The sequence below is a fragment of the Pseudoduganella sp. SL102 genome (genome assembly GCF_027856995.1).
GTDB classification, from domain to species: Bacteria; Pseudomonadota; Gammaproteobacteria; order Burkholderiales; family Burkholderiaceae_D; genus Rugamonas; species Rugamonas albidiflava.
In genome coordinates this window covers 504,827-523,008 of the sequence record NZ_CP115554.1, presented here as the reverse complement: position 1 = coordinate 523,008, position 18,182 = coordinate 504,827, and the positions used below count along the sequence as shown (strand labels likewise).

Below are 18,182 nucleotides of genomic sequence, written 5' to 3'. Positions count from 1 at the left end.
TCTTCCGTCACGAAGAAAGGTGTTGCGGGGAGGCGGGCACAGGGACATTGGGCCGCATCGAACACGCGGCCCGGCTGTCGCGCCCGGCCTCGACCTGTGCACCGCGCCGCAGCTTAGAAGCTGTAGCGCGCGTTCAGGGACACGGCACCCTTGCTGCGGCCGATATCCACTTCGTTCTTGCCGTAGTGCTCGTATTCGAGCGACAGCCCGACCTTTTCCGTCACCGCGTATTCCGCGCCCAGCGCGGCATACGCGGCATTGCGGCTCGACTCGCCTCGGTAGTTGCCGGCCAGGCCGGAAACGCTCACGTCATTTTTGTTGTGCGCGACGCCGAGTTTGCCGAACACGTTGACCTTTTCAGCCACCGGGTAGCTGGCCTTGCCCGCCAGGTAATACGATTTCGAATCCGCCTCGCCACGGCCGCGGGCACCGTTGACCGCATAGTTGTAATCGGACTTGCCGAAGTCGGTGTAACCGGCTTCCACGGCGAACATCGGATTGATCTGGTAGCCGGCAAAGAACTTGCCGCCGTACTCGTGCTTGGCGTTGTCGGCGCCGGTGGTGTCGCCGGCCATGTTGTTGTACCGGTGCTCGGACACGACGCCACCGATACCCACATAGGGCGAACCATCGGCGGCATGGGCGGACACGGCGCCGAAGGCGGCAGCGGAAGCGACAAGGGCAAGAAGGGTGTTTTTCATGGTTGATCTCTCAGCAAAATGGTTGGTTTTACAGTGCTGCGGGATCGCTGTTCAGTGTGTTTGGAACCGCGACGAGACCAAGATAACACCGGACTATATTTATAAAAGGTCCATTTCCGTAATAATTGTTAGAAGATGTAATGGCTATTGAAACGAAGCGGACGCGCCCAAACTGACGGCGTTTCCTTAAGAAACCCTAATAAAGTGTCGTCGCGGAACGGTTCTACCGAATCAGGCGGAATGTCAGGTTGATGCGCAAGCCGCGCGGCTTGCTTTCCTTGTTGATGCCGTGGCGCCAGTGCTGTTGCAGCGCGCCCGCCATCAGCAACAGGCTGCCGTCGGTCAGGTCCAGTTTCACCGTGGCCGGCTGCTTCTTGTGCTTCAGGATGAAGGTGCGCGTGGCGCCGAACGTGATGGAGGCGATCGCCGGTTCGGGGCCGAGTTCGGGTTCGTCATCGCTGTGGAAGCCCATACTGTCGCGTTCGTTGCGGTAGCAGTTCAGCAGCACGCTGTTGAACCGCTTGCCGGTGGCCGCTTCGGCGGCGCGCCGGATGTCCTGCAGCAGCGGCGTGAATGGCAGCGGGTGGAAGGTGCGGCCAGAGTAGGTGTAACTGGCCTCGCCATACCAGGCCGACAGGCGCGGCTGTTTCTGCGCCTTGCCGAACAGGTAGATGGTTTCTTCGCGCCAGGCGATGTCATCGAGCAGCTGGCGCAATACCGCGGCGTTCGGCAGGGACAGGGGAAGTTGCGGCAGGAACGCCAGTTCGCCATCCTCGATCGGGATCGGCTGCAGGGTAGCATCGGCGGGGAACAGGTCCATCACGCTATGATAATGGACACAAGTGAAGGGACATATGTGAATGGACCTCGCTGAGCGGACACCATTGAGTGGCCATCGCTGAGCGGCCGCGGGTGGGCCACTCCCGCAACGAGAACAACAAGGAAACCTGATGGAGAAACGTACCTTCCTGGCCGCGCTGGCGGCCACCGGCGCGGCGCCGGCGCTGGCCGCGCCGAAGACCGCGCAGCGCGGCCCGGCATTGCTGACGGTCACGGGCACTATTCCGAAAGCCAACCGCGCCAGGTTCGACCCGGTGGCGGACCAGATGATGTTCAAGCAGAAGCTGTCGTTCGACAAGGCATGGGCATTCGACTACGGGGCGCTGGCCGCGCTGCCGGCGCTGACGATCCGGCCCACGCTGGAATACGATGGCAAGGTGCACACGCTGTCCGGCCCACTGCTGGCCGACGTGCTGAAGGCGGCAGGCGTCGCCGTGGCCGACGGCACCCGCATTACGCTGCGCGCCGTCGACGGCTACGCGGCATCCGTTACCGGCGCCCAGGCCCGCAAGCAGCGCTTCATTGTCGCAACGCACCTGGATGGCGCACCGATGGCGCTCGGCGGACTGGGGCCGCTGTGGGCGGTCTACGATGCGGACCGGGTGCCCGAGATGGCGGCGCGCCCCGTGGCGGAGCGCTTCGGCGCCTGCCCCTGGGCCCTGTACCACATCGATGTGGCTTGAGCTATCGGCGGGGGCGGGAATGAAAAACAGGGGCGGACCGGATTACCGGACCGCCCCTGATTCTTGTCCCTGCCGTTACGCGCAGGCTTCCTGGAAAATGGGGACGTACCCGATTTTCCAGGAAACTTTTTCGCTTAGGCGTAGGCTTCGGCCAGGCTCATGACACGCGGCGTGAAGGCCACGCCGACATCGCCGAAGATCTTGTTGATCTGCGCCATGTTGGCTTCGCACTCTTCCAGCTTCCAGCCCTTGAACAGGTCCGTGCCATCCTTCTGGAAATGCAGGTCGAGCACCTTGCCGCGATCCTTGTGGGTGTAGGCGGAGCTGTGGGTCTGCAGGAAGCCGGCGGCGGCCAGCGCCTCCAGCACGGCGGTCGGCGGATTGTCCGGGTCGGTCGCCAGGTAGACGCCATAGGTCTTGCCGGGCGGTTTCGCGGCAATGTCGACCTCGTAGATACCGGGCGCCTTGGTAACGGTCGTGGACTTCAGAAATAACATAACGGTCCCCTGTCCGGCGCGGCGCCGGTCGGTGATAAGTGATAAGAGGACCTAGCTTATTGCCTCGCGCCAATTTTGTCGATGATCGTGACAGTTTTTTTGCTCGGGCGCAACGCTTTGACGTCAACACGACAAGATTAACTGGCGGTTATCGAGGCTTGCGAGCGGCCAACGCGGCGGTGGGCGGCACGAGTGCGCCATACAGGGTTCCGGTATCGGCATCCCAGGCCGACACGGCGGCCTGCTGCCGCTGTACGGTCGCGTAATCGCCCCGCGCGATGGGGCCGGACAGTGCCTCGGCCGCGCCCATCCGGAAGGCATTCGACAGCGATTCCTGCGCCAGTGGCTGCGCCAGCTCGCGCGCCACGTCCGCGGGGATGCCGGCCGCCTGGTAGGCACGCAGCGCGGCATCGAGCACGGTGACCAGGTAATTGCTCGCGAAGACGGCCGCGGCATGGTAGACCGTCTTGGCCGCCGGATCGATCGCCACCGGCCGCGCACCGATCGCTTCCAGCGCCGGCACCAGCACGGCCAGTGCAGCGGCGTCGCCCTCCGTGCCGCAGAACGTGCCGGCGAACGCGGCCACCACGGCGGCCGGGTCGGCGAAACTGCGCACCGGGTGCACGCTGGCGAGCAGCGCGCCGCCCTGCCGCGCCGCCTCGAGCGTGCCGGAAGCCAGCGCGCCACTGCAGTGGAACACGATGGCGCCCTGCAGCGGCCGCGTGGCCGCGAGTGCCGCACAGGCGGGCACGATCTGGTCATCCGTCACGGCCAGCAGGTAGATGTCGGCCGCGGGCAGGTCGGCCGGGTGCGCGACGGGAACGCCCGCACCGATGAAGTCCACGCCGCGCTGCGCGGAGGCCGGCGAACGGGCCAGCACGCCGGCGATGTCGAACACGCCGGCCGCCTGCCACAGGCGCCCCAGCGTGCGGCCAACGTGCCCGGCGCCGACGATGGCCAGCGTGCGCATCAGAATCCCGATCCCGGCGTTTGCAGGAATTCCACTTCTTCCGGCGTCGACGTGCGGCCCAGGATCGCGTTGCGGTGCGGGAAGCGGCCGAACTTGCGGATCACGTCGCGATGGCGTTTCGCGAAATCGAGCATGCTTTCGAAGCCCGTGGCCGATGCCGCCAGCTTGTCGAACAGGATCACCGAGCGGTCCTGCATCGACAGGTTCTCGGCATGTTCGAACGGCATGTACGAAAACGCGCGCTGCACCGGGGGCAGTGTCTGGTTGGCGCCCGAGTTGTCGATCGCCAGCGCCGCTTCCAGCGCCAGCGTATCGCCGGCGAACGCCTTCGGCGTGCCGCGGTAGATATTGCGCGTGAACTGGTCCAGCACGAGGATGCGCGCCAGCGCACCCTGGGTGCCTTCGTCGTCCCACTGGCGCAGGCCGCCCGCCAGCGCATCTTCCACGGCATCGCCAAACTCGGCGAACACCTGGCGATCGAATGCATCGTCCTTGCGGAACCATTCCGGCCGCTGCGTGTTATGGCCCTTCACGCCAATCGGCAGGAACCAGAAATCCAGTACGTCTTGCGATGTGACGAGCATTGTTGTCCTCGATGTGATGCGCCAGGCTGTTTCAGGAAAATCGGAGCCTGTCACCGTTTTTGAATGCATTGGACGTGCATGCATGCACCCCAACAGCGAAGGGCTGGGGTCAGGAGGGAGTCCTGGCATGCATGCCAGTATTCCTCCCTGACCCCGGAATTTGCACTTGGGGTGAGCTTATCCAAGCAGCATCTGGGTCTGCCCCCGGTCTCACGAAATTTTTTTCAGTTGCGGGCATGCGTGATCTGGAACCCTTCCACGCCTTCGTAGTGCGCCATCTCCTCCGCCAGCTTGCCCAGCGGGGCGCCGCTGCGCTTGCTGTGGGCCAGCGCAACGAAGCGCCACTCCATTCGCCCCCCTTGCAGCGCGATCATCAGCGAACCGCCGGCGATCTCGTAGCCGCGCTCGTTCGCCATCGCGCGCAGCCGCGCTTCCTGCGGTTCGTAGCCCGGCTTGAAGCGCAGCGTGATCGCGATCGCGTGCCGCGACGGCAACCACGCCTCGATCTTCGACAGGTAGATCATCACCACGGCCGACAGCAGCGACAGCCCCATCGCCGCCGCATAGAAGCCCACGCCGACCAGGATGCCGATCACCGACGATGCCCAGATCGATGCCGCCGTGGTCAGCCCGCTGATGTTGAATCCCTCGCGCATGATGACGCCGGCGCCCAGGAAGCCGATGCCGGTAACGATGCCCTGGATCACGCGGGTGGGATCGGTGCCCACCAGCGCGGTCATCTGGCCGCCGAACCAGTGCTCGGGATAGCCGCCGATCACCGTCAGCGCGGCCGATGCCATGCACACCAGTCCATAGGTGCGCATGCCGGCGGCGCGGCCATGGTACGAGCGCTCGTAGCCGACCAGCATGCCGAGCAGCAGCGCGCCCAGCAGGTTGAGGAAGATGACGCCGTTCGTCACCAGTTCGGCGGACGTCCAGTAGGCCCCCAGCAGGTCGCGCGTCATGTCAGGCCTTGGGCGGCTTCTTCACCAGCTGTTTTTCGAATTCGACATCGTTCTTGCTGATGCGCTTCGGCGTCTGCGGCCCCTGCGCATTGACGAAGGCGACGAATTCGTCGAGCTCCATCGGCGGGCACAGCGGCGGCTTGCCCGGCCCCTCGGTCAGGAAGAAGTGGCCGCTGCCGGTGATCGACATCGACCAGCCCGGATTGCCGCTGCGCTGCTTGAGCCGGTCGATCGCGTTGGATGCCCTGGTGGAACGGGAACTCATAATGCCTTGGTCCTTTCATTGAGCCATGCGAGGGCGGCACCACTCACCAGCGGTGCCAGGCGCTCGCGCACGGTGGCATGGTAATCGTTCAGCCACGCGATTTCGTCGTCGCGCAGCAGTGCGCGGTCGATGCAGCGCGTGTCGATCGGGCACAGCGTCAGCGTTTCAAAGCGCAGGAACTCGCCGAACTCGGTGGTGCCGTCGGCCCGGTTCAGCACCAGGTTTTCAATGCGGATGCCCCACTTGCCGGGCCGGTAGATGCCCGGCTCGATCGACGTGATCATGCCCGGTTCCATCGCCGTATGCGCCTCCGGCATCATCGAAGGCGTGATGGCGTGCGGTCCTTCGTGCACGTTGAGGAAGAACCCCACGCCGTGGCCGGTGCCGTGGCCGAAGTCGATGCCGGCCGACCAGATCGGCGCACGCGCGATGGCATCGAGCAGCGGCGCCTTCGTGCCGCGCGGGAAACGGGTGGCGGACAATGCCATCATCCCTTTCAGCACCAGCGTGAAGTCGCGCCGGTGTTCGGCCGTGATGTCGCCCACCGGCACCACGCGCGTGATGTCGGTGGTGCCGCCGATGTACTGGCCGCCGGAATCGATCAGCAGCAGGCCATCGCCATCGATGACGGCGCATTGCCCTTCGATGGCGCGGTAATGCATGATCGCGCCGTTGGCCCGGAACCCGGCGATGGTGCCGAAACTGGGGCTGACGAAGCCCGGCCGGCGCGCCCGGGCAGCCGTGATGTGGCGGTCGATGTCCACCTCGTCCAGCGGCGCTTCGTGGCGGCGCGCCAGCGCTTCCTCCAGCCAGGCGAAGAATTCGCACAGCGCCGCACCATCCTGCTCCATCGTGGCGCGCACGTGCACGGCTTCCGCCTCGGTCTTGCGCGACTTGGCGAACGTGCTGGGGTTGATCGCTTCCACCACTTTCACGTGGCCGGGCACGGCCTGACGCGTGCCGTGCGTGATGCGGCGCGGGTCGAGCAGCAGCACGGTGCCTGGCGGCAGTTCGGCCAGCGCGGCGGTGGCGCGCGCATACGGCGCGACGGTGATGCCGTCGGCCGTCAGTTTCGCCGCCAGCGATGGCTTGACCTTGCCGTCGTCCACGAACAGCGTGGCGTGGTCCAGCCCCACCAGCGCATGCGCGACGAAGACAGGGTTGAAGTTCACGTCCGATCCGCGCAGGTTGAACAGGTAGGCGATATCGTCCAGCGTGGAAACCAGGTGGCGGTCGGCGCCCTGCTCGCGCATCGCCGCGTGCAGCGCGGCCAGTTTTTCCGTGCGCGGCGTGGCGGCATACGGCGGCGCGTGCTCGTACACGGGATCGTGCGGCAGGCCGGGCCGGTCGCGCCACACTTCGTCGAGCAAGTCCGCATCGGTGCGCAGCGTGACGCCTTTCGCATCGAGCGCCGCCTGCAGGAGCCGGGCGATGGCCAGGCCCAGCACGGCGCCGTCGACCGCGACGACCTGCCCGGCGGCCATGGTGGCCGCCAGCCAGTTCACGTATTCCGTGCTGGCGCCGGACGAGATCTTCATCAGCGCGATGCCGGTGCCGGCCAGTTCGCTTTCAGCCTGCGTCCAGTAGCGGCCATCGGTCCACACGCCGGCGACATCCTGCGTGGCGATGAAGGTGCCGACCGATCCCGTGAAGCCGGACAGCCATTCGCGCCCTTTCCAGCGCGGCGGCAGGTACTCGGACAGGTGCGGATCGGACGACGGCACCACGACGGCATCGACGCCGTGGTGTCGCATGGCCTGGCGCAGCGCGGCCAGGCGGTCGGCGGCGGTGGAATCAGCGATGGTGGAAGCAGCAAGGGTGGACATGGTGGGTATCGGTGGCACATGCGAAAGACACGTGGCCGAATGATACCGCGCAGCCGCTCATTAGTGCAGCACCCTCGGCTGCTCGTTGTCCACGTCCAGCGGATGCGTGGTCTGCTGGAAGGCCATGCGCGGGCGGCCCTCGGCGATATCGCGTACCGCGCGCACGATCTCGTCCTGCGCCACGTAATGCAGCATGTGGCCGGCATCCTGCACCGTATGCAGCTGGCTTTGCAGCAGTTCGCGGTGCAGCCGCTCGGCATTGTGCTCGTGGTTGACCATCTTGTCGCCGTCGCCGGAGAAGATCGTGACCGGCATCGTGATCTCCGGATAGCGATGCCGCAGGCTGGCGGCACCCGGAATCATCATCACGGCTTCGGCGCTGGACGCGCGCAGTTGCGAAGGGCGCAGCGACAGCCACTTGGGCCAGCGCTCGAAACTGTCGGCCACCGGGCGCGGGCTGAACATTTTCTTGACGAGGCCCGGCCACAGCAGGCGCGACAGCAGCGGCGACACCGTGAAGCGCATCACATCGCCCACCACGGGGATCGCCGGGCCGGACATCAGCACCGCATCCGCGCGCGGGCTCGGGTAGTAATAGCCGCCCATCAGCACGAGGCCGCGCACGAGCGCGGGGTTGTCGACCGCCATCGCCAGCGCCACCAGCGTGCCCCAGGAATGGCCCAGCACGATGGCCTGGTCGACCTGCAAGGTCTTCAGGGCCCCGGCCAGCAAGGTGGCCTGCTCGGCCGGCGTCCAGATGGTGCTGCGTGGCCGGTCGCTGTAGCCGAAGCCCGGGCGGTCGAAGGCGATCACCGTATGGTCGCGCGCCAGCATGTCGATCAGGCCGGACAGTTCGAAATCCTGCGACGTGGCGCCATTGCCGTGCAACAGCACGACCACGGGGCCGGCACCCCGCTGCAGGTAATGCAGCTTCACCCCGTCGACGGTCACGAACTGGCCAGCCGGGGGATTCTCCGCCTCGGCCTGTTTCGTCTTGGTCCGTACCACCATGTAGGCGGCCGCCAGCGCCCCTGCCACTGCCGCCCACCCCGCTTGTTTTCTGCTCAGCTGTAACATGAAAAGCTCCTGATTCACCGTGTCCGAGACAGGCTAAAGCAGGAAGGAGCTGCCATTTGTTAAGGCACTAACACAGAACGCGAATCGTTTACAACACGGCTGGGACAGCCATGGAAAATCAGGCCAAGAACCTGCAGGGATGGCGCGGTTCAGGCATGCGCCTCGAAGCTCCTGAGCCCTTCCAGGTCGAGAATGCGGATGCCGCCGTAATCCACGCGCAACAACCCTTCCCGCTCCAGCACCTGCAGGGCCTGGTTGGCCCGCTGGCGCGACGCGCCGGACAGCAGGCCGACTTCTTCCTGCGAGATCTGCACCAGCCGCTCGCTGCCGGGATACAGGTGGGTGTTGAACAGCGAGGCCAGGCAGCGCGCCACCCGGGTATCGGGATCGAGCAGCCGCTCGTGTTCGACCATGCCGATGAACTGGCCCAGCCGTTCGTTCAGCTGCATCAGCAGGAAGCGCGTGAACGGCAGGCTGGTTTCCAGCAGCCAGTGGAAGGTGTCGGCCGGCATGCGGGCGATGCGGCTGTCGCGCAGGGCCATCGCATCGTACTTGCGGCGCTCGTCCTTGAGCAGCGAGCCTTCGCCGAACCAGCCGCCGGGCGGCACGCCGGTAAAGGTGACGCTCTTGCCGGACGGCGAGAAATTGTTCATCTTCACCATGCCGGCAATGATGCCGATCCAGTTGTCGACCAGTTCCCCCTTGTGGCACACGAAGCCGCCTTTCGGCACGAAGACCTCGAACGTGGTGGCTTCCACGCGCGCCATCTGCTCGGGCGTCAGCGCCTGCGCCCACAGGGCGCCGCGCAATGCTTCTTTCAGGCTGGGAATTTTGTCGTCCACACTTCATCCATGCTGTGTTTATGCTGTGTTTATGCTGTATTCGTGCTGTCTTCATGATGTGCCCCATATTGCAACGCACCATCGAAAGTGGCGGCGATTGTCTTTGAAACGACAACCGCCGGGCAGGCATCGCAGTTAATATCATTGCATAAAAAGCGCGTCTCGCACCCTGCATCCGAATGGGAGATACTGATGGACGCAATACCGGAGACATTCCCCCGCCTGCTGCTGGAACACGGGCGGACCCGGCCGCACAAGTGCGCCTACCGGGAAAAGTACCTGGGCATCTGGCAGGCCTGGACATGGGCCCAGGCGGGCGACGAAGTACGCGCCCTGGCCTGCGGCCTTGCCGCGCTTGGTTTCACGCGCGGCATGAACCTGGCCATCATCGGCGACAACCGGCCGCGCCTTTACTGGGCGATGCTGGCCGCGCAATGCCTGGGCGGCGTGGCCGTGCCGCTGTACCAGGATGCGCCGGCGGCGGACATGGCCTACGTGCTGGACAACGCCGAGATCCGCTATGCGATCGTGGAAGACCAGGAACAGGTCGACAAGCTGTTCGAGCTGAAGGCCGAATACGGCGGCATCGAGCACATCGCCTACGACGACGAGCGCGGCATGCGCCACTACCGCCAGCGCGAACTGGTGTCCTTCGCGCGGCTGCAGGAAGCGGGGCGCGCGTGGGACCAGGCCAACCCGGGCGGTTTCGACGCCGCCGTGGAAGCGGGCCGCGGATCGGACAACGCGGTGATCCTGTACACCTCCGGCACCACCGGCAAGCCGAAGGGCGTTTGCCAGACGCATGCGGCGCTGATCGCCGCCGGCGCCGGCGGCACCGGTTTCGAACGGCTGACGGACAGTGAAAACGTGCTGTCCTACCTGCCGATGGCGTGGGTGGGCGATTGCCTGTTTTCCTTTGCCCAGGCACTCGTGGCGGGCTTCACCGTGAATTGCCCGGAGTCGGCGGAAACGGTGACGATCGACCTGCGTGAAATCGGCCCCACCTATTATTTCGCCCCGCCGCGCATCTTCGAAGGCATGCTGACGCAGGTGATGATCCGCATGGAAGATGCGGGCACATTGAAACGCCGGATGTTCCATCATTTCATGGAAGTGGCGCGCCGCGTGGGCGCCGACATCCTCGACGGCCGCCCCGTCCCGGCAGCGGACCGGCTGCGCTATGCGCTGGGCGACCTCCTCGTGTATGGCCCGCTGAAGAACGTGCTGGGTCTGTCGAGGGTACGGGTGGCCTATACGGCCGGCGCCGCGATCGGCCCCGACCTGTTCCGCTTCTATCGCTCGATCGGCATCAACCTGAAGCAGTTCTACGGTTCCACCGAAACCTGCGCCTACATCTGCCTGCAGCCGGATGGCCAGATCAAGTTCGACAGCGTCGGCATGGCCGCGCCGGGCGTGGACGTGAAGCTGGCCGACAATGGCGAAGTGCTGGTCAAGTCGCCCACGCTGATGAGCTGCTACTTCAAGCGGCCCGATGCCACCATGGAGGCGATCGATCCGCAGGGATGGTTCCACACCGGCGATGCCGGCATCTTCGACGCGGACGGCCACCTGAAGATCATCGACCGCGCGGCGGACGTGGGGCGCCTGAACGGCGGCGCGATCTTCGCCCCGAACTACATCGAGAACAAGCTGAAGTTCTTCCCGTTCATCAAGGAAGCGGTCGCCTTCGGGCATGGGCGCGATACCGTGTGCGCCTTCCTCAATATCGACATGGACGCCGTGGGCAACTGGGCCGAACGGCGCAACATCGCCTACTCCGGCTATGCCGACCTGGCCGCCCACCCGCAGGTGTATGCGCTGATGACGGAATGCGTGGAAAAGGTCAACGCCGACCTGGCTGCCGACGCGGCCATGAGCGCCACGCAGATCCACCGCTTCCTCGTGCTGCACAAGGAGCTCGACCCGGACGACGATGAACTGACCCGCACGCGCAAGGTGCGCCGCAAGTTCGTTGCCGAAAAATACCGCGTGCTCATCGAGGCGCTGTATGCGGGCCGCGCCTCGCAGTACATTGAAACGCAGGTGAAGTTCGAGGATGGCCGCAGCGGCATCGTGGCGGCCGACCTGCGCATTGCCGACAGCCGCGTGTTGCCGCCCGATGTGCGGCGCGCGGCGTAATGGAGAAGCACCGATGCTGATGAACGAACCCGACACGCTGTTCCAGCCCCGCCGTGGCATGGGCAAGGACAGCGGCCCCGTGATCCTCGACCTGCGCAATATCTCGCTGTCGTTCGGCGGCGTGAAAGCACTGACCGACATCTCGTTCGACGTGCGCCAGCACGAGATTCGCGCGATCATCGGCCCGAACGGCGCCGGCAAGAGCTCGATGCTGAACGTGATCAACGGCGTGTACCGGCCGCAGAAGGGGGAAATCGTGTTTCGCGGCCAGCACCGGCGCAACATGGATTGCCATGCAGCGGCAAAGTCGGGCATCGCGCGCACGTTCCAGAACATCGCACTGTTCAAGGGCATGACCGTGCTGGACAACGTGATGACCGGCCGTAATCTCAAGATGAAGTCGAATTTCCTGCTGCAGGCGCTGTACTGGGGCCCGGCGCGGCGCGAGGAAATCGCCCACCGCCGCAAGGCCGAGGAAATCATCGACTTCCTCGAGATCCAGCACATCCGCAAGACCCCCGTCGGCCGCCTGCCGTACGGCCTGCAGAAACGGGTCGAACTGGCCCGCGCGCTGGCCGCCGAACCGGAAATCCTGCTGCTGGACGAACCGATGGCCGGCATGAACGTGGAGGAAAAGCAGGACATGTGCCGCTTCATCCTCGACGTGAACGACCAGTTCGGCACGACGATCGTGCTGATCGAGCACGACATGGGGGTGGTGATGGATATCTCGGACCGGGTGGTGGTGCTCGATTACGGCCGCAAGATCGGCGATGGCACGCCGGACGAGGTGCGCGGCAATCCGGAAGTGATCAAGGCCTACCTTGGAACAGCGGCCGATGGTGCAGAGGGCGCGGAAGGCGTGGAAAGCGGCCATGGACATTAATTTCTTCTTCGAGGTCCTGATCGGCGGCCTGCTGTCGGGCGTGATGTATGCGCTGGTGGCCATCGGTTTCGTGCTGATCTATAAGGCTTCCGGCGTCTTCAATTTCGCCCAGGGCGCGATGGTGTTCTTCGCCGCGCTGACCTGCGTGGGCCTGATGGACAAGTTCGGCATGTCGCTGTGGCTGGCCATCCCCTGCACGGCGGTGGCGATGATCCTCCTCGGCATCGCCATCGAGCGGGTGGTGCTGCGCCCGCTGGTGAACCAGCCGGAGATCACGCTGTTCATGGCCACCATCGGCCTGGCCTTTTTCCTCGAAGGGCTGGCGCAGCTGCTGTGGGGCTCGCAGGTGCACCAGCTGCCGCTGCCGATCGAGGACGTGCCGCTGCAATCGCTGCTGGACCGCTTCAACATCGTGGTGTCGCAGTTCGACGTGATCGCCGCCATCATCTGCGGCGTGCTGGTTGCCGTGCTGGCGCTGCTGTTCGCGAAAACCAAGGTCGGCCGCGCCCTGCGCGCCGTGGCGGACGATCACCAGGCCGCCCTCGCCGTGGGCATTCCGCTGCAGCGCATCTGGGCGATCCTGTGGGCCGTGGCCGGCGTGGTGGCGCTGGTGGCGGGCTTGCTGTGGGGTGCGCGCAACGGCGTGCAGTTCGCCCTGACATTCATCGCCCTGAAGGCCCTGCCGGTGCTGATCCTGGGCGGCTTCACGTCGGTACCGGGCGCGATCGTCGGAGGCCTGATCATCGGTGCTTCCGAGAAGATGGCCGAGGTGTACATCGGGCCGCTGGTCGGCGGCGGCATCGAAGGCTGGTTCCCGTACGTGCTGGCGCTGCTGTTCCTGCTGGTGCGGCCGGAAGGGCTGTTCGGCGAAAAGATCATCCGGAGGATCTGACATGTTCTACCGCGAAGCCGGGCAATTCCGCACCACCTACGAAGCCGACGGCCAGCTGCTGCCGATACGGCAGGACCGCATCGCACTGATCGCCACGCTGGCCATCGCCGCGCTGGCGGTGCCGTTCCTTGCCTCTCCCTATATGCTGTCGGCGATCCTGATTCCCTTCCTGATCTTCGCGCTGGCCGCGCTGGGCCTGAACATCCTTACCGGTTATGCCGGCCAGCTGTCGCTGGGCACCGCCGCGTTCATGGCGGTCGGTGCGTTCGCGTCGTGGAATTTCGTGGCGCGCATCCCCGGCATCCCGATGCTGCTTGCCTTCGTGCTGGGCGGCCTGTGCGCGGCCCTCGTCGGCATCGCCTTCGGCCTGCCGTCGCTGCGCATCCGCGGGTTCTACCTTGCCGCCGCCACGCTGGCCACGCAATTCTTCGTGATCTGGTGCCTGACGAAGATCTCGTGGCTGACCGGCGGCAGCGCTTCCGGCGTGATCACCGCGCAGCGCATCGAGATCATGGGCTACGCGTTCGACACGCCGCAGCGCAAGTACGTGCTGGTACTGCTGGTGGTGGCGCTGATGGCGCTGCTGGCCAAGAACCTGGTGCGCTCCAACGTGGGCCGCTCGTGGATGGCGGTGCGGGACATGGACATGGCGGCCGAGGTGATCGGCATCCGACCGATGCGCACCAAACTGCTGGCGTTCGCCGTCAGCTCGTTCTATTGCGGCGTGGCCGGCGCGCTGTACGCCTTCGCCTACCTGGGCACGGTGGAGCCGGAAGCCTACAGCCTGGACCTGTCGTTCCGCATCATGTTCATGATCATCATCGGCGGCGTGGGATCGATCCTCGGCTCGTTCCTGGGCGCGGCCTTCATCGTGCTGCTGCCGGTGTTCCTCAACATCGCCGCGCATGGCCTCGCGCTGCCCACCAGCGTGGCGTCGAACCTGGAACTGATGGTGTTCGGGGCATTGATCATCTTCTTCCTGATCGTGGAGCCGCACGGCCTGGCACGGCTGTGGCAGATCGGCAAGGAGAAGCTGCGCCTGTGGCCATTCCCCCATTAAAAATAATCCAAAGGAGACCATCATGAAGCTGTTGCATTCGATCGTCGTCGGCGCAGTGCTCGCTGCCACCGTCGCACCCGCCTTCGCGCAGGAGCAGTTCGTGGCGCTGCCTTCCTACCGCGTCGGGCCGTACGCCTCGGGAGGCTCCGGCTTCTATGGCGGCATCATCGACTATTTTTCGCTCGTCAACGCGGCGGGCGGCGTCAACGGCGTCAAGATCGCCTGGCAGGAATGCGAGACGGAATACAACCCGTCGCGCGGCGTGGAATGCTACGAGCGCCTGAAAACCCAGCGCGGCGGCGCCACGCTGGTCGAGCCGCTGTCGACCAGCATCGCCTATGGCATCCTCGATCGCATCCCGCAGGACAAGATCCCGATGACGATGCTGGGCTACGGCCGCTCCGATGCGGCCAATGGCAAGGTATTCCCCTACGTATTCCCGCTCATTTCCAGCTACTGGAGCCAGGCCGCCGCGATGGTGAAATACCTGGCCGACAAGAACGGCGGTTCGCTGAAGGGCAAGAAGATCGTGCACCTGTACCACGATTCCGCGTTCGGCAAGGAGCCCTTGCCGGTGCTGGAAGCGCTGGCGAAACAGCAGGGCTTCGAACTGGTGAAGGTCCCGGTGGCGCCGCCCGGCAGCGAACAGCAGGCGCAGTGGCTGCAGATCCGGCAGGCGCGGCCCGACCACGTTATCCTGTGGGGCTGGGGCGTGATGAATTCGGTGGCGATCAAGACCGCGCAGCGCAACGGCTTCCCGCGCGAGAAGATCCTCGGCGTGTGGTGGGCCGGATCCGAGGAGGATACCGTGCCGTCCGGCGACGCCGCCAAGGGCTACACGGCGATGTCGTTCAACACCCCCGGCAATTACCCGGTGCTCGATGAAATCCGTACCAAACTGTACAAGGCCGGCAAGGGCAACCTGTCCGACCAGGCCCGCATCGGTTCCGTGTACCACATGCGCGGCGTGACCGCCGGCATCCTGTTCGTCGAGGCGATGCGCACCGCGCAGGAAAAATTCGGCAAGGGCAAGCCCGTCACCGGCGAGCAGATGCGCTGGGGCCTGGAACACCTGAACATCGACGCGGCGCGGCAGAAGGCGGTGGGCGCGGCGAACATGTTCCCCCCCGTGAAGACGAGCTGTGAGGACCACGAAGGTTCCGGCGCCGTGAAGGTGCAGCAATGGGATGGCAAGAAGTGGAACGCCATCACGCCGAACTGGATCGTGGGCGACCGCGCGCTGGTGAAGAAGCTGATCGACGAATCGTCGAACAAGTACGCGGCCGAGAAAAACCTGAAGCCGGCCTGCATGCCATGAGTACGCTGTCCGTCAACAATATCGAAGTCATCTACGACCATGTGATCCTGGTGCTGAAAGGCGTGTCGCTGGAAGTGCCGCAAGGTTCCATCGTGGCGCTGCTGGGTGCCAATGGCGCCGGCAAGTCCACCACGCTGAAGACCATCTCCACGCTGCTGCGCGGCGAACGGGGCGACGTGACGAAGGGGGAGGTGCGTTTCAACGGCGAACGCGTGGACCAGCTGACGCCGAACGCGCTGGTCACGCGCGGCCTGGCGCAGGTGATGGAAGGCCGCCACTGCTTCGGCCACCTGACGATCGAGGAAAACCTGCTGACCGGCGCCTACACGCGCAAGCTGTCGCGTGCCGAGCTGCGCGAGGCGCTGGAGCGGGTCTATCACTACTTTCCCAGGCTGAAGGAGCGGCGCACCAGCCAGGCCGGCTACACCTCGGGCGGCGAGCAGCAGATGTGCGCGATCGGCCGGGCATTGATGGCCAAGCCGACCATGATCCTGCTGGACGAGCCATCGATGGGCATCGCGCCGCAGATCGTCGAGGAAATCTTCGGCATCGTGAAGGACCTCAACACGAACGAGGGCGTGTCCTTCCTGCTGGCCGAACAGAACACCATGGTGGCGCTGCGCTACGCGGACTTCGGCTACATCCTGGAAAACGGCCGCGTGGTGATGGAAGGCGCTGCGGCGGAACTGGCGGCCAACGAGGACGTGAAGGAATTCTACCTGGGCGTTTCCGGCGCGGGCCGGCGCAGCTTCCGCGACCAGAAATTCTACAAGCGGCGCAAGCGGTGGCTGTCATGAACCTGAACAAGGCGAAGAAACTGTGTGCCGGGCTGCCCGGCGCCACGCAGGATGTGAAATGGGAATCGAGCCTGGTCTTCTCGGTGGGCGGCAAGATGTTTGCAGCCACGAGCACCGACCCGAAGGCCGGCCGCATCAGTTTCAAGGTCGACGACGATGCCTTCCTGGCGCTGACGGACCGCCCGGGCATCATCCCCGCGCCCTACCTGGCGCGGGCGAAATGGGTGCAGATCGACGACCTGAAAGCCGTGTCGGACGAGGAAGCGGCCGCGCTGCTCAGGCGTGCGCACGAAATCATTTTCGGCAAGCTGACGAAAAAGCTGCAGAAGGACATCACGGAAGGCGGTCCATGAACACGCTCTTGTCCCGCGCCACGCTGGACGACCTTGAAATCCGCGATCCACAGGACCGCGAGCGCGACCTGATGCGGCGCCTGCCGGCGCTGCTGTCGCAGGCGCAGTCCGCTCCTGGCTGGGCGCGCATCCTGCACGGCGTGGAAGCCGCCGCGATCGATCATCGCGCCGCGCTGGCGCAGTTGCCCGTCACGCGCAAGTCGCAGCTGAAGGACTTGCAGCGGCAGGACAGCCCGTTCGGCGGACTGACCAGCACCGCGCCGCGCGCGCTGTCGCGCATCTACATGTCGCCCGGGCCGATCTTCGATGCCGAGGGCCGCGGCGCCGACTGGTGGCGCTTCGCGCGGCCGATGTACGCGGCCGGCGTGCGCGCCGGCGGATTGCTGCAGAACTGTTTTTCCTACCACTTCACGCCGGCCGCGTTCATGGTCGAGAGCGGCGCCGCGCGGATCGGCTGCACCGTGATCCCGGCCGGCAGCGGCCAGACGGAATTGCAGGTGCAGTCCATCGCGGCACTGCGGCCCGATACGTATGTGGGCACGCCATCGTTCCTCAAGCTCATCCTCGAAAAGGCCGCGGAAACGGGGGCCGACGTATCGAGCCTGGCGCATGCCCTGGTGTCGGCCGAGGCGCTGCCCGAATCGCTGCGCAAGTGGTTCGCCGAGCACGGCGTTGCGCACGTGTGCCAGGCCTATGCGTCCGCCGATGCCGGCAGCATCGCGTACGAGACGCGCACCGCCGGCGTGCTCGATCCCGGCATGGTGCTGGACGAGGACGTGATCCTCGAGATCGTCCGGCCCGGCACCGGCGAACCCGTGCCGCCCGGCGAGGTGGGCGAAGTGGTGCTCACCGTGTTCAACCCGGACTATCCGCTGATCCGCTTCGCCACCGGCGACCTGTCCGCGCTGCTGGTCGACGCGGCACCGTCGCCGAGCGGCCGCACCAATGCGCGCATCCGCGGCTGGCTGGGCCGCGCCGACCAGACCACCAAGGTGCGGGCCATGTTCGTGCACCCTTCGCAGGTGCACGATATCGCGCGCCGGCACGGCGTGGCGAAAGCGCGGCTGGTGGTGACGGGCACGATCGCGAACGAGACGATGACCTTGCAGTGCGAAGTGGACGATCCGGCAAGCGCCGGCGATGGCGCGGCCATCGTGGCCACCCTGCGCGATGTGACGAAGCTGCGCGGCGAGATCCTGTTCGTGCAGCGTGGCAGCCTGCCCAACGACGGTAAAGTAATCGACGACCGGCGCGACTACAGTTGAGGTGCGGGGGCAGTGGCCCGCGGGCGCTGCCAGCCTGCGGCCGCTGCGCGGCGAACACCCCCGCCAATCCTTTGTAAACACTCTGCCAATAATCTGCCAATACTCTGCCAGCGCTCGGCAGACACCCAGCCGATAAGCTGCCGATATCTTGCCAGTCCGGTTGAAACGGGACCGGACAAGCGCATCGTTATCGCGGATAATTGGCGCATTTTTCAACGCAAC

19 protein-coding genes are annotated in these 18,182 nt (G+C 65.5%); 9 read left to right on the top strand and 10 right to left on the bottom strand.

All coding sequences use genetic code 11. The annotated features are described in order from the left end of the window. Window positions 1–113: 113 nt before the first annotated feature. Both OU994_RS02325 and OU994_RS02320 read right to left on the bottom strand, forming a co-directional pair. Window positions 114–701 (bottom strand): outer membrane beta-barrel protein, encoded by a 588-nt coding sequence (locus tag OU994_RS02325; RefSeq protein WP_281609467.1) that lies wholly within the window; start codon window positions 699–701, stop codon window positions 114–116. A 223-nt stretch (window positions 702–924) separates the two neighbouring features. Continuing rightward, a complete protein-coding gene (locus tag OU994_RS02320; protein ID WP_281609466.1) occupies window positions 925–1,521 on the bottom strand; it encodes an alpha-ketoglutarate-dependent dioxygenase AlkB in 597 nt (198 codons plus the stop codon). A gap of 130 nt (window positions 1,522–1,651) precedes the next feature. On the opposite strand from OU994_RS02320, the gene OU994_RS02315 reads away from it, so the two are divergent. Then, a complete protein-coding gene (locus tag OU994_RS02315) occupies window positions 1,652–2,224 on the top strand; it encodes a molybdopterin-dependent oxidoreductase (protein ID WP_281609465.1) in 573 nt (190 codons plus the stop codon). 134 nt (window positions 2,225–2,358) lie between these two features. On the opposite strand, the gene OU994_RS02310 is transcribed toward OU994_RS02315, so the two are convergent. The 8 genes from OU994_RS02310 to OU994_RS02275 all read right to left on the bottom strand — a co-directional run bounded on the left by OU994_RS02310 (window position 2,359) and on the right by OU994_RS02275 (window position 9,175). After that, entirely contained in the window at window positions 2,359–2,721 is a 363-nt protein-coding gene (locus tag OU994_RS02310; protein WP_281609464.1) for a hypothetical protein, read from the bottom strand. A gap of 148 nt (window positions 2,722–2,869) precedes the next feature. Next, on the bottom strand, window positions 2,870–3,691 hold the full coding sequence (locus OU994_RS02305; protein ID WP_281609463.1) for a Rossmann-like and DUF2520 domain-containing protein: 822 nt from the start codon (window positions 3,689–3,691) through the stop codon (window positions 2,870–2,872). Continuing rightward, complete coding sequence (locus tag OU994_RS02300) at window positions 3,691–4,275, bottom strand: DUF924 family protein (RefSeq protein ID WP_131148343.1); 585 nt, start codon at window positions 4,273–4,275, stop codon at window positions 3,691–3,693. The genes OU994_RS02305 and OU994_RS02300 overlap by 1 nt, the downstream gene beginning before the upstream one ends. Before the next feature lie 224 nt (window positions 4,276–4,499). Next, complete coding sequence (locus OU994_RS02295; RefSeq protein ID WP_281609462.1) at window positions 4,500–5,240, bottom strand: MgtC/SapB family protein; 741 nt, start codon at window positions 5,238–5,240, stop codon at window positions 4,500–4,502. A 1-nt stretch (window position 5,241) separates the two neighbouring features. After that, window positions 5,242–5,505, bottom strand: coding sequence for a hypothetical protein (locus OU994_RS02290; RefSeq protein WP_131148345.1), 264 nt, complete (start codon window positions 5,503–5,505; stop codon window positions 5,242–5,244). After that, the gene (locus tag OU994_RS02285) at window positions 5,502–7,331 is read right to left on the bottom strand and encodes an aminopeptidase P family protein (RefSeq protein WP_281609461.1); all 1,830 of its coding nucleotides are present in this window, start codon (window positions 7,329–7,331) and stop codon (window positions 5,502–5,504) included. The genes OU994_RS02290 and OU994_RS02285 overlap by 4 nt, the downstream gene beginning before the upstream one ends. 60 nt (window positions 7,332–7,391) lie before the next feature. Further along, the gene (locus OU994_RS02280) at window positions 7,392–8,408 is read right to left on the bottom strand and encodes an alpha/beta fold hydrolase (protein WP_281609460.1); all 1,017 of its coding nucleotides are present in this window, start codon (window positions 8,406–8,408) and stop codon (window positions 7,392–7,394) included. Window positions 8,409–8,557: 149 nt separating this feature from the next. Continuing rightward, window positions 8,558–9,175, bottom strand: a complete 618-nt coding sequence (locus OU994_RS02275; RefSeq protein WP_281611564.1) for a Crp/Fnr family transcriptional regulator — start codon at window positions 9,173–9,175, stop codon at window positions 8,558–8,560. 267 nt (window positions 9,176–9,442) lie between these two features. Here OU994_RS02275 and OU994_RS02270 point away from each other — a divergent pair, with 267 nt between their 5' ends. The 8 genes from OU994_RS02270 to OU994_RS02235 are packed head-to-tail and all read left to right on the top strand — an operon-like array spanning window position 9,443 to window position 17,960. After that, window positions 9,443–11,389 carry an AMP-binding protein gene (locus OU994_RS02270; protein WP_281609459.1) on the top strand — a complete coding sequence of 649 codons (1,947 nt, stop codon included), beginning with the start codon at window positions 9,443–9,445 and terminating at the stop codon, window positions 11,387–11,389. 13 nt (window positions 11,390–11,402) lie between these two features. Beyond that, window positions 11,403–12,275: an ABC transporter ATP-binding protein gene (locus OU994_RS02265; RefSeq protein WP_373922534.1), complete on the top strand. Its 873-nt coding sequence runs from the start codon at window positions 11,403–11,405 to the stop codon at window positions 12,273–12,275. Beyond that, on the top strand, window positions 12,271–13,167 hold the full coding sequence (locus OU994_RS02260) for a branched-chain amino acid ABC transporter permease (protein WP_174800463.1): 897 nt from the start codon (window positions 12,271–12,273) through the stop codon (window positions 13,165–13,167). Before OU994_RS02265 ends, OU994_RS02260 begins: the two co-directional genes overlap by 5 nt. 1 nt (window position 13,168) lies before the next feature. Then, a complete protein-coding gene (locus tag OU994_RS02255) occupies window positions 13,169–14,227 on the top strand; it encodes a branched-chain amino acid ABC transporter permease (protein WP_281609458.1) in 1,059 nt (352 codons plus the stop codon). Between the two features lie 22 nt (window positions 14,228–14,249). Beyond that, window positions 14,250–15,545, top strand: coding sequence for an ABC transporter substrate-binding protein (locus tag OU994_RS02250; protein WP_281609457.1), 1,296 nt, complete (start codon window positions 14,250–14,252; stop codon window positions 15,543–15,545). Beyond that, window positions 15,542–16,342 carry an ABC transporter ATP-binding protein gene (locus OU994_RS02245; protein ID WP_281609456.1) on the top strand — a complete coding sequence of 267 codons (801 nt, stop codon included), beginning with the start codon at window positions 15,542–15,544 and terminating at the stop codon, window positions 16,340–16,342. The genes OU994_RS02250 and OU994_RS02245 overlap by 4 nt, the downstream gene beginning before the upstream one ends. Then, complete coding sequence (locus tag OU994_RS02240) at window positions 16,339–16,695, top strand: MmcQ/YjbR family DNA-binding protein (protein ID WP_281609455.1); 357 nt, start codon at window positions 16,339–16,341, stop codon at window positions 16,693–16,695. Before OU994_RS02245 ends, OU994_RS02240 begins: the two co-directional genes overlap by 4 nt. Further along, window positions 16,692–17,960, top strand: a complete 1,269-nt coding sequence (locus tag OU994_RS02235) for a phenylacetate--CoA ligase family protein (RefSeq protein ID WP_281609454.1) — start codon at window positions 16,692–16,694, stop codon at window positions 17,958–17,960. Before OU994_RS02240 ends, OU994_RS02235 begins: the two co-directional genes overlap by 4 nt. The last annotated feature ends 222 nt before the right edge of the window (window positions 17,961–18,182 follow it).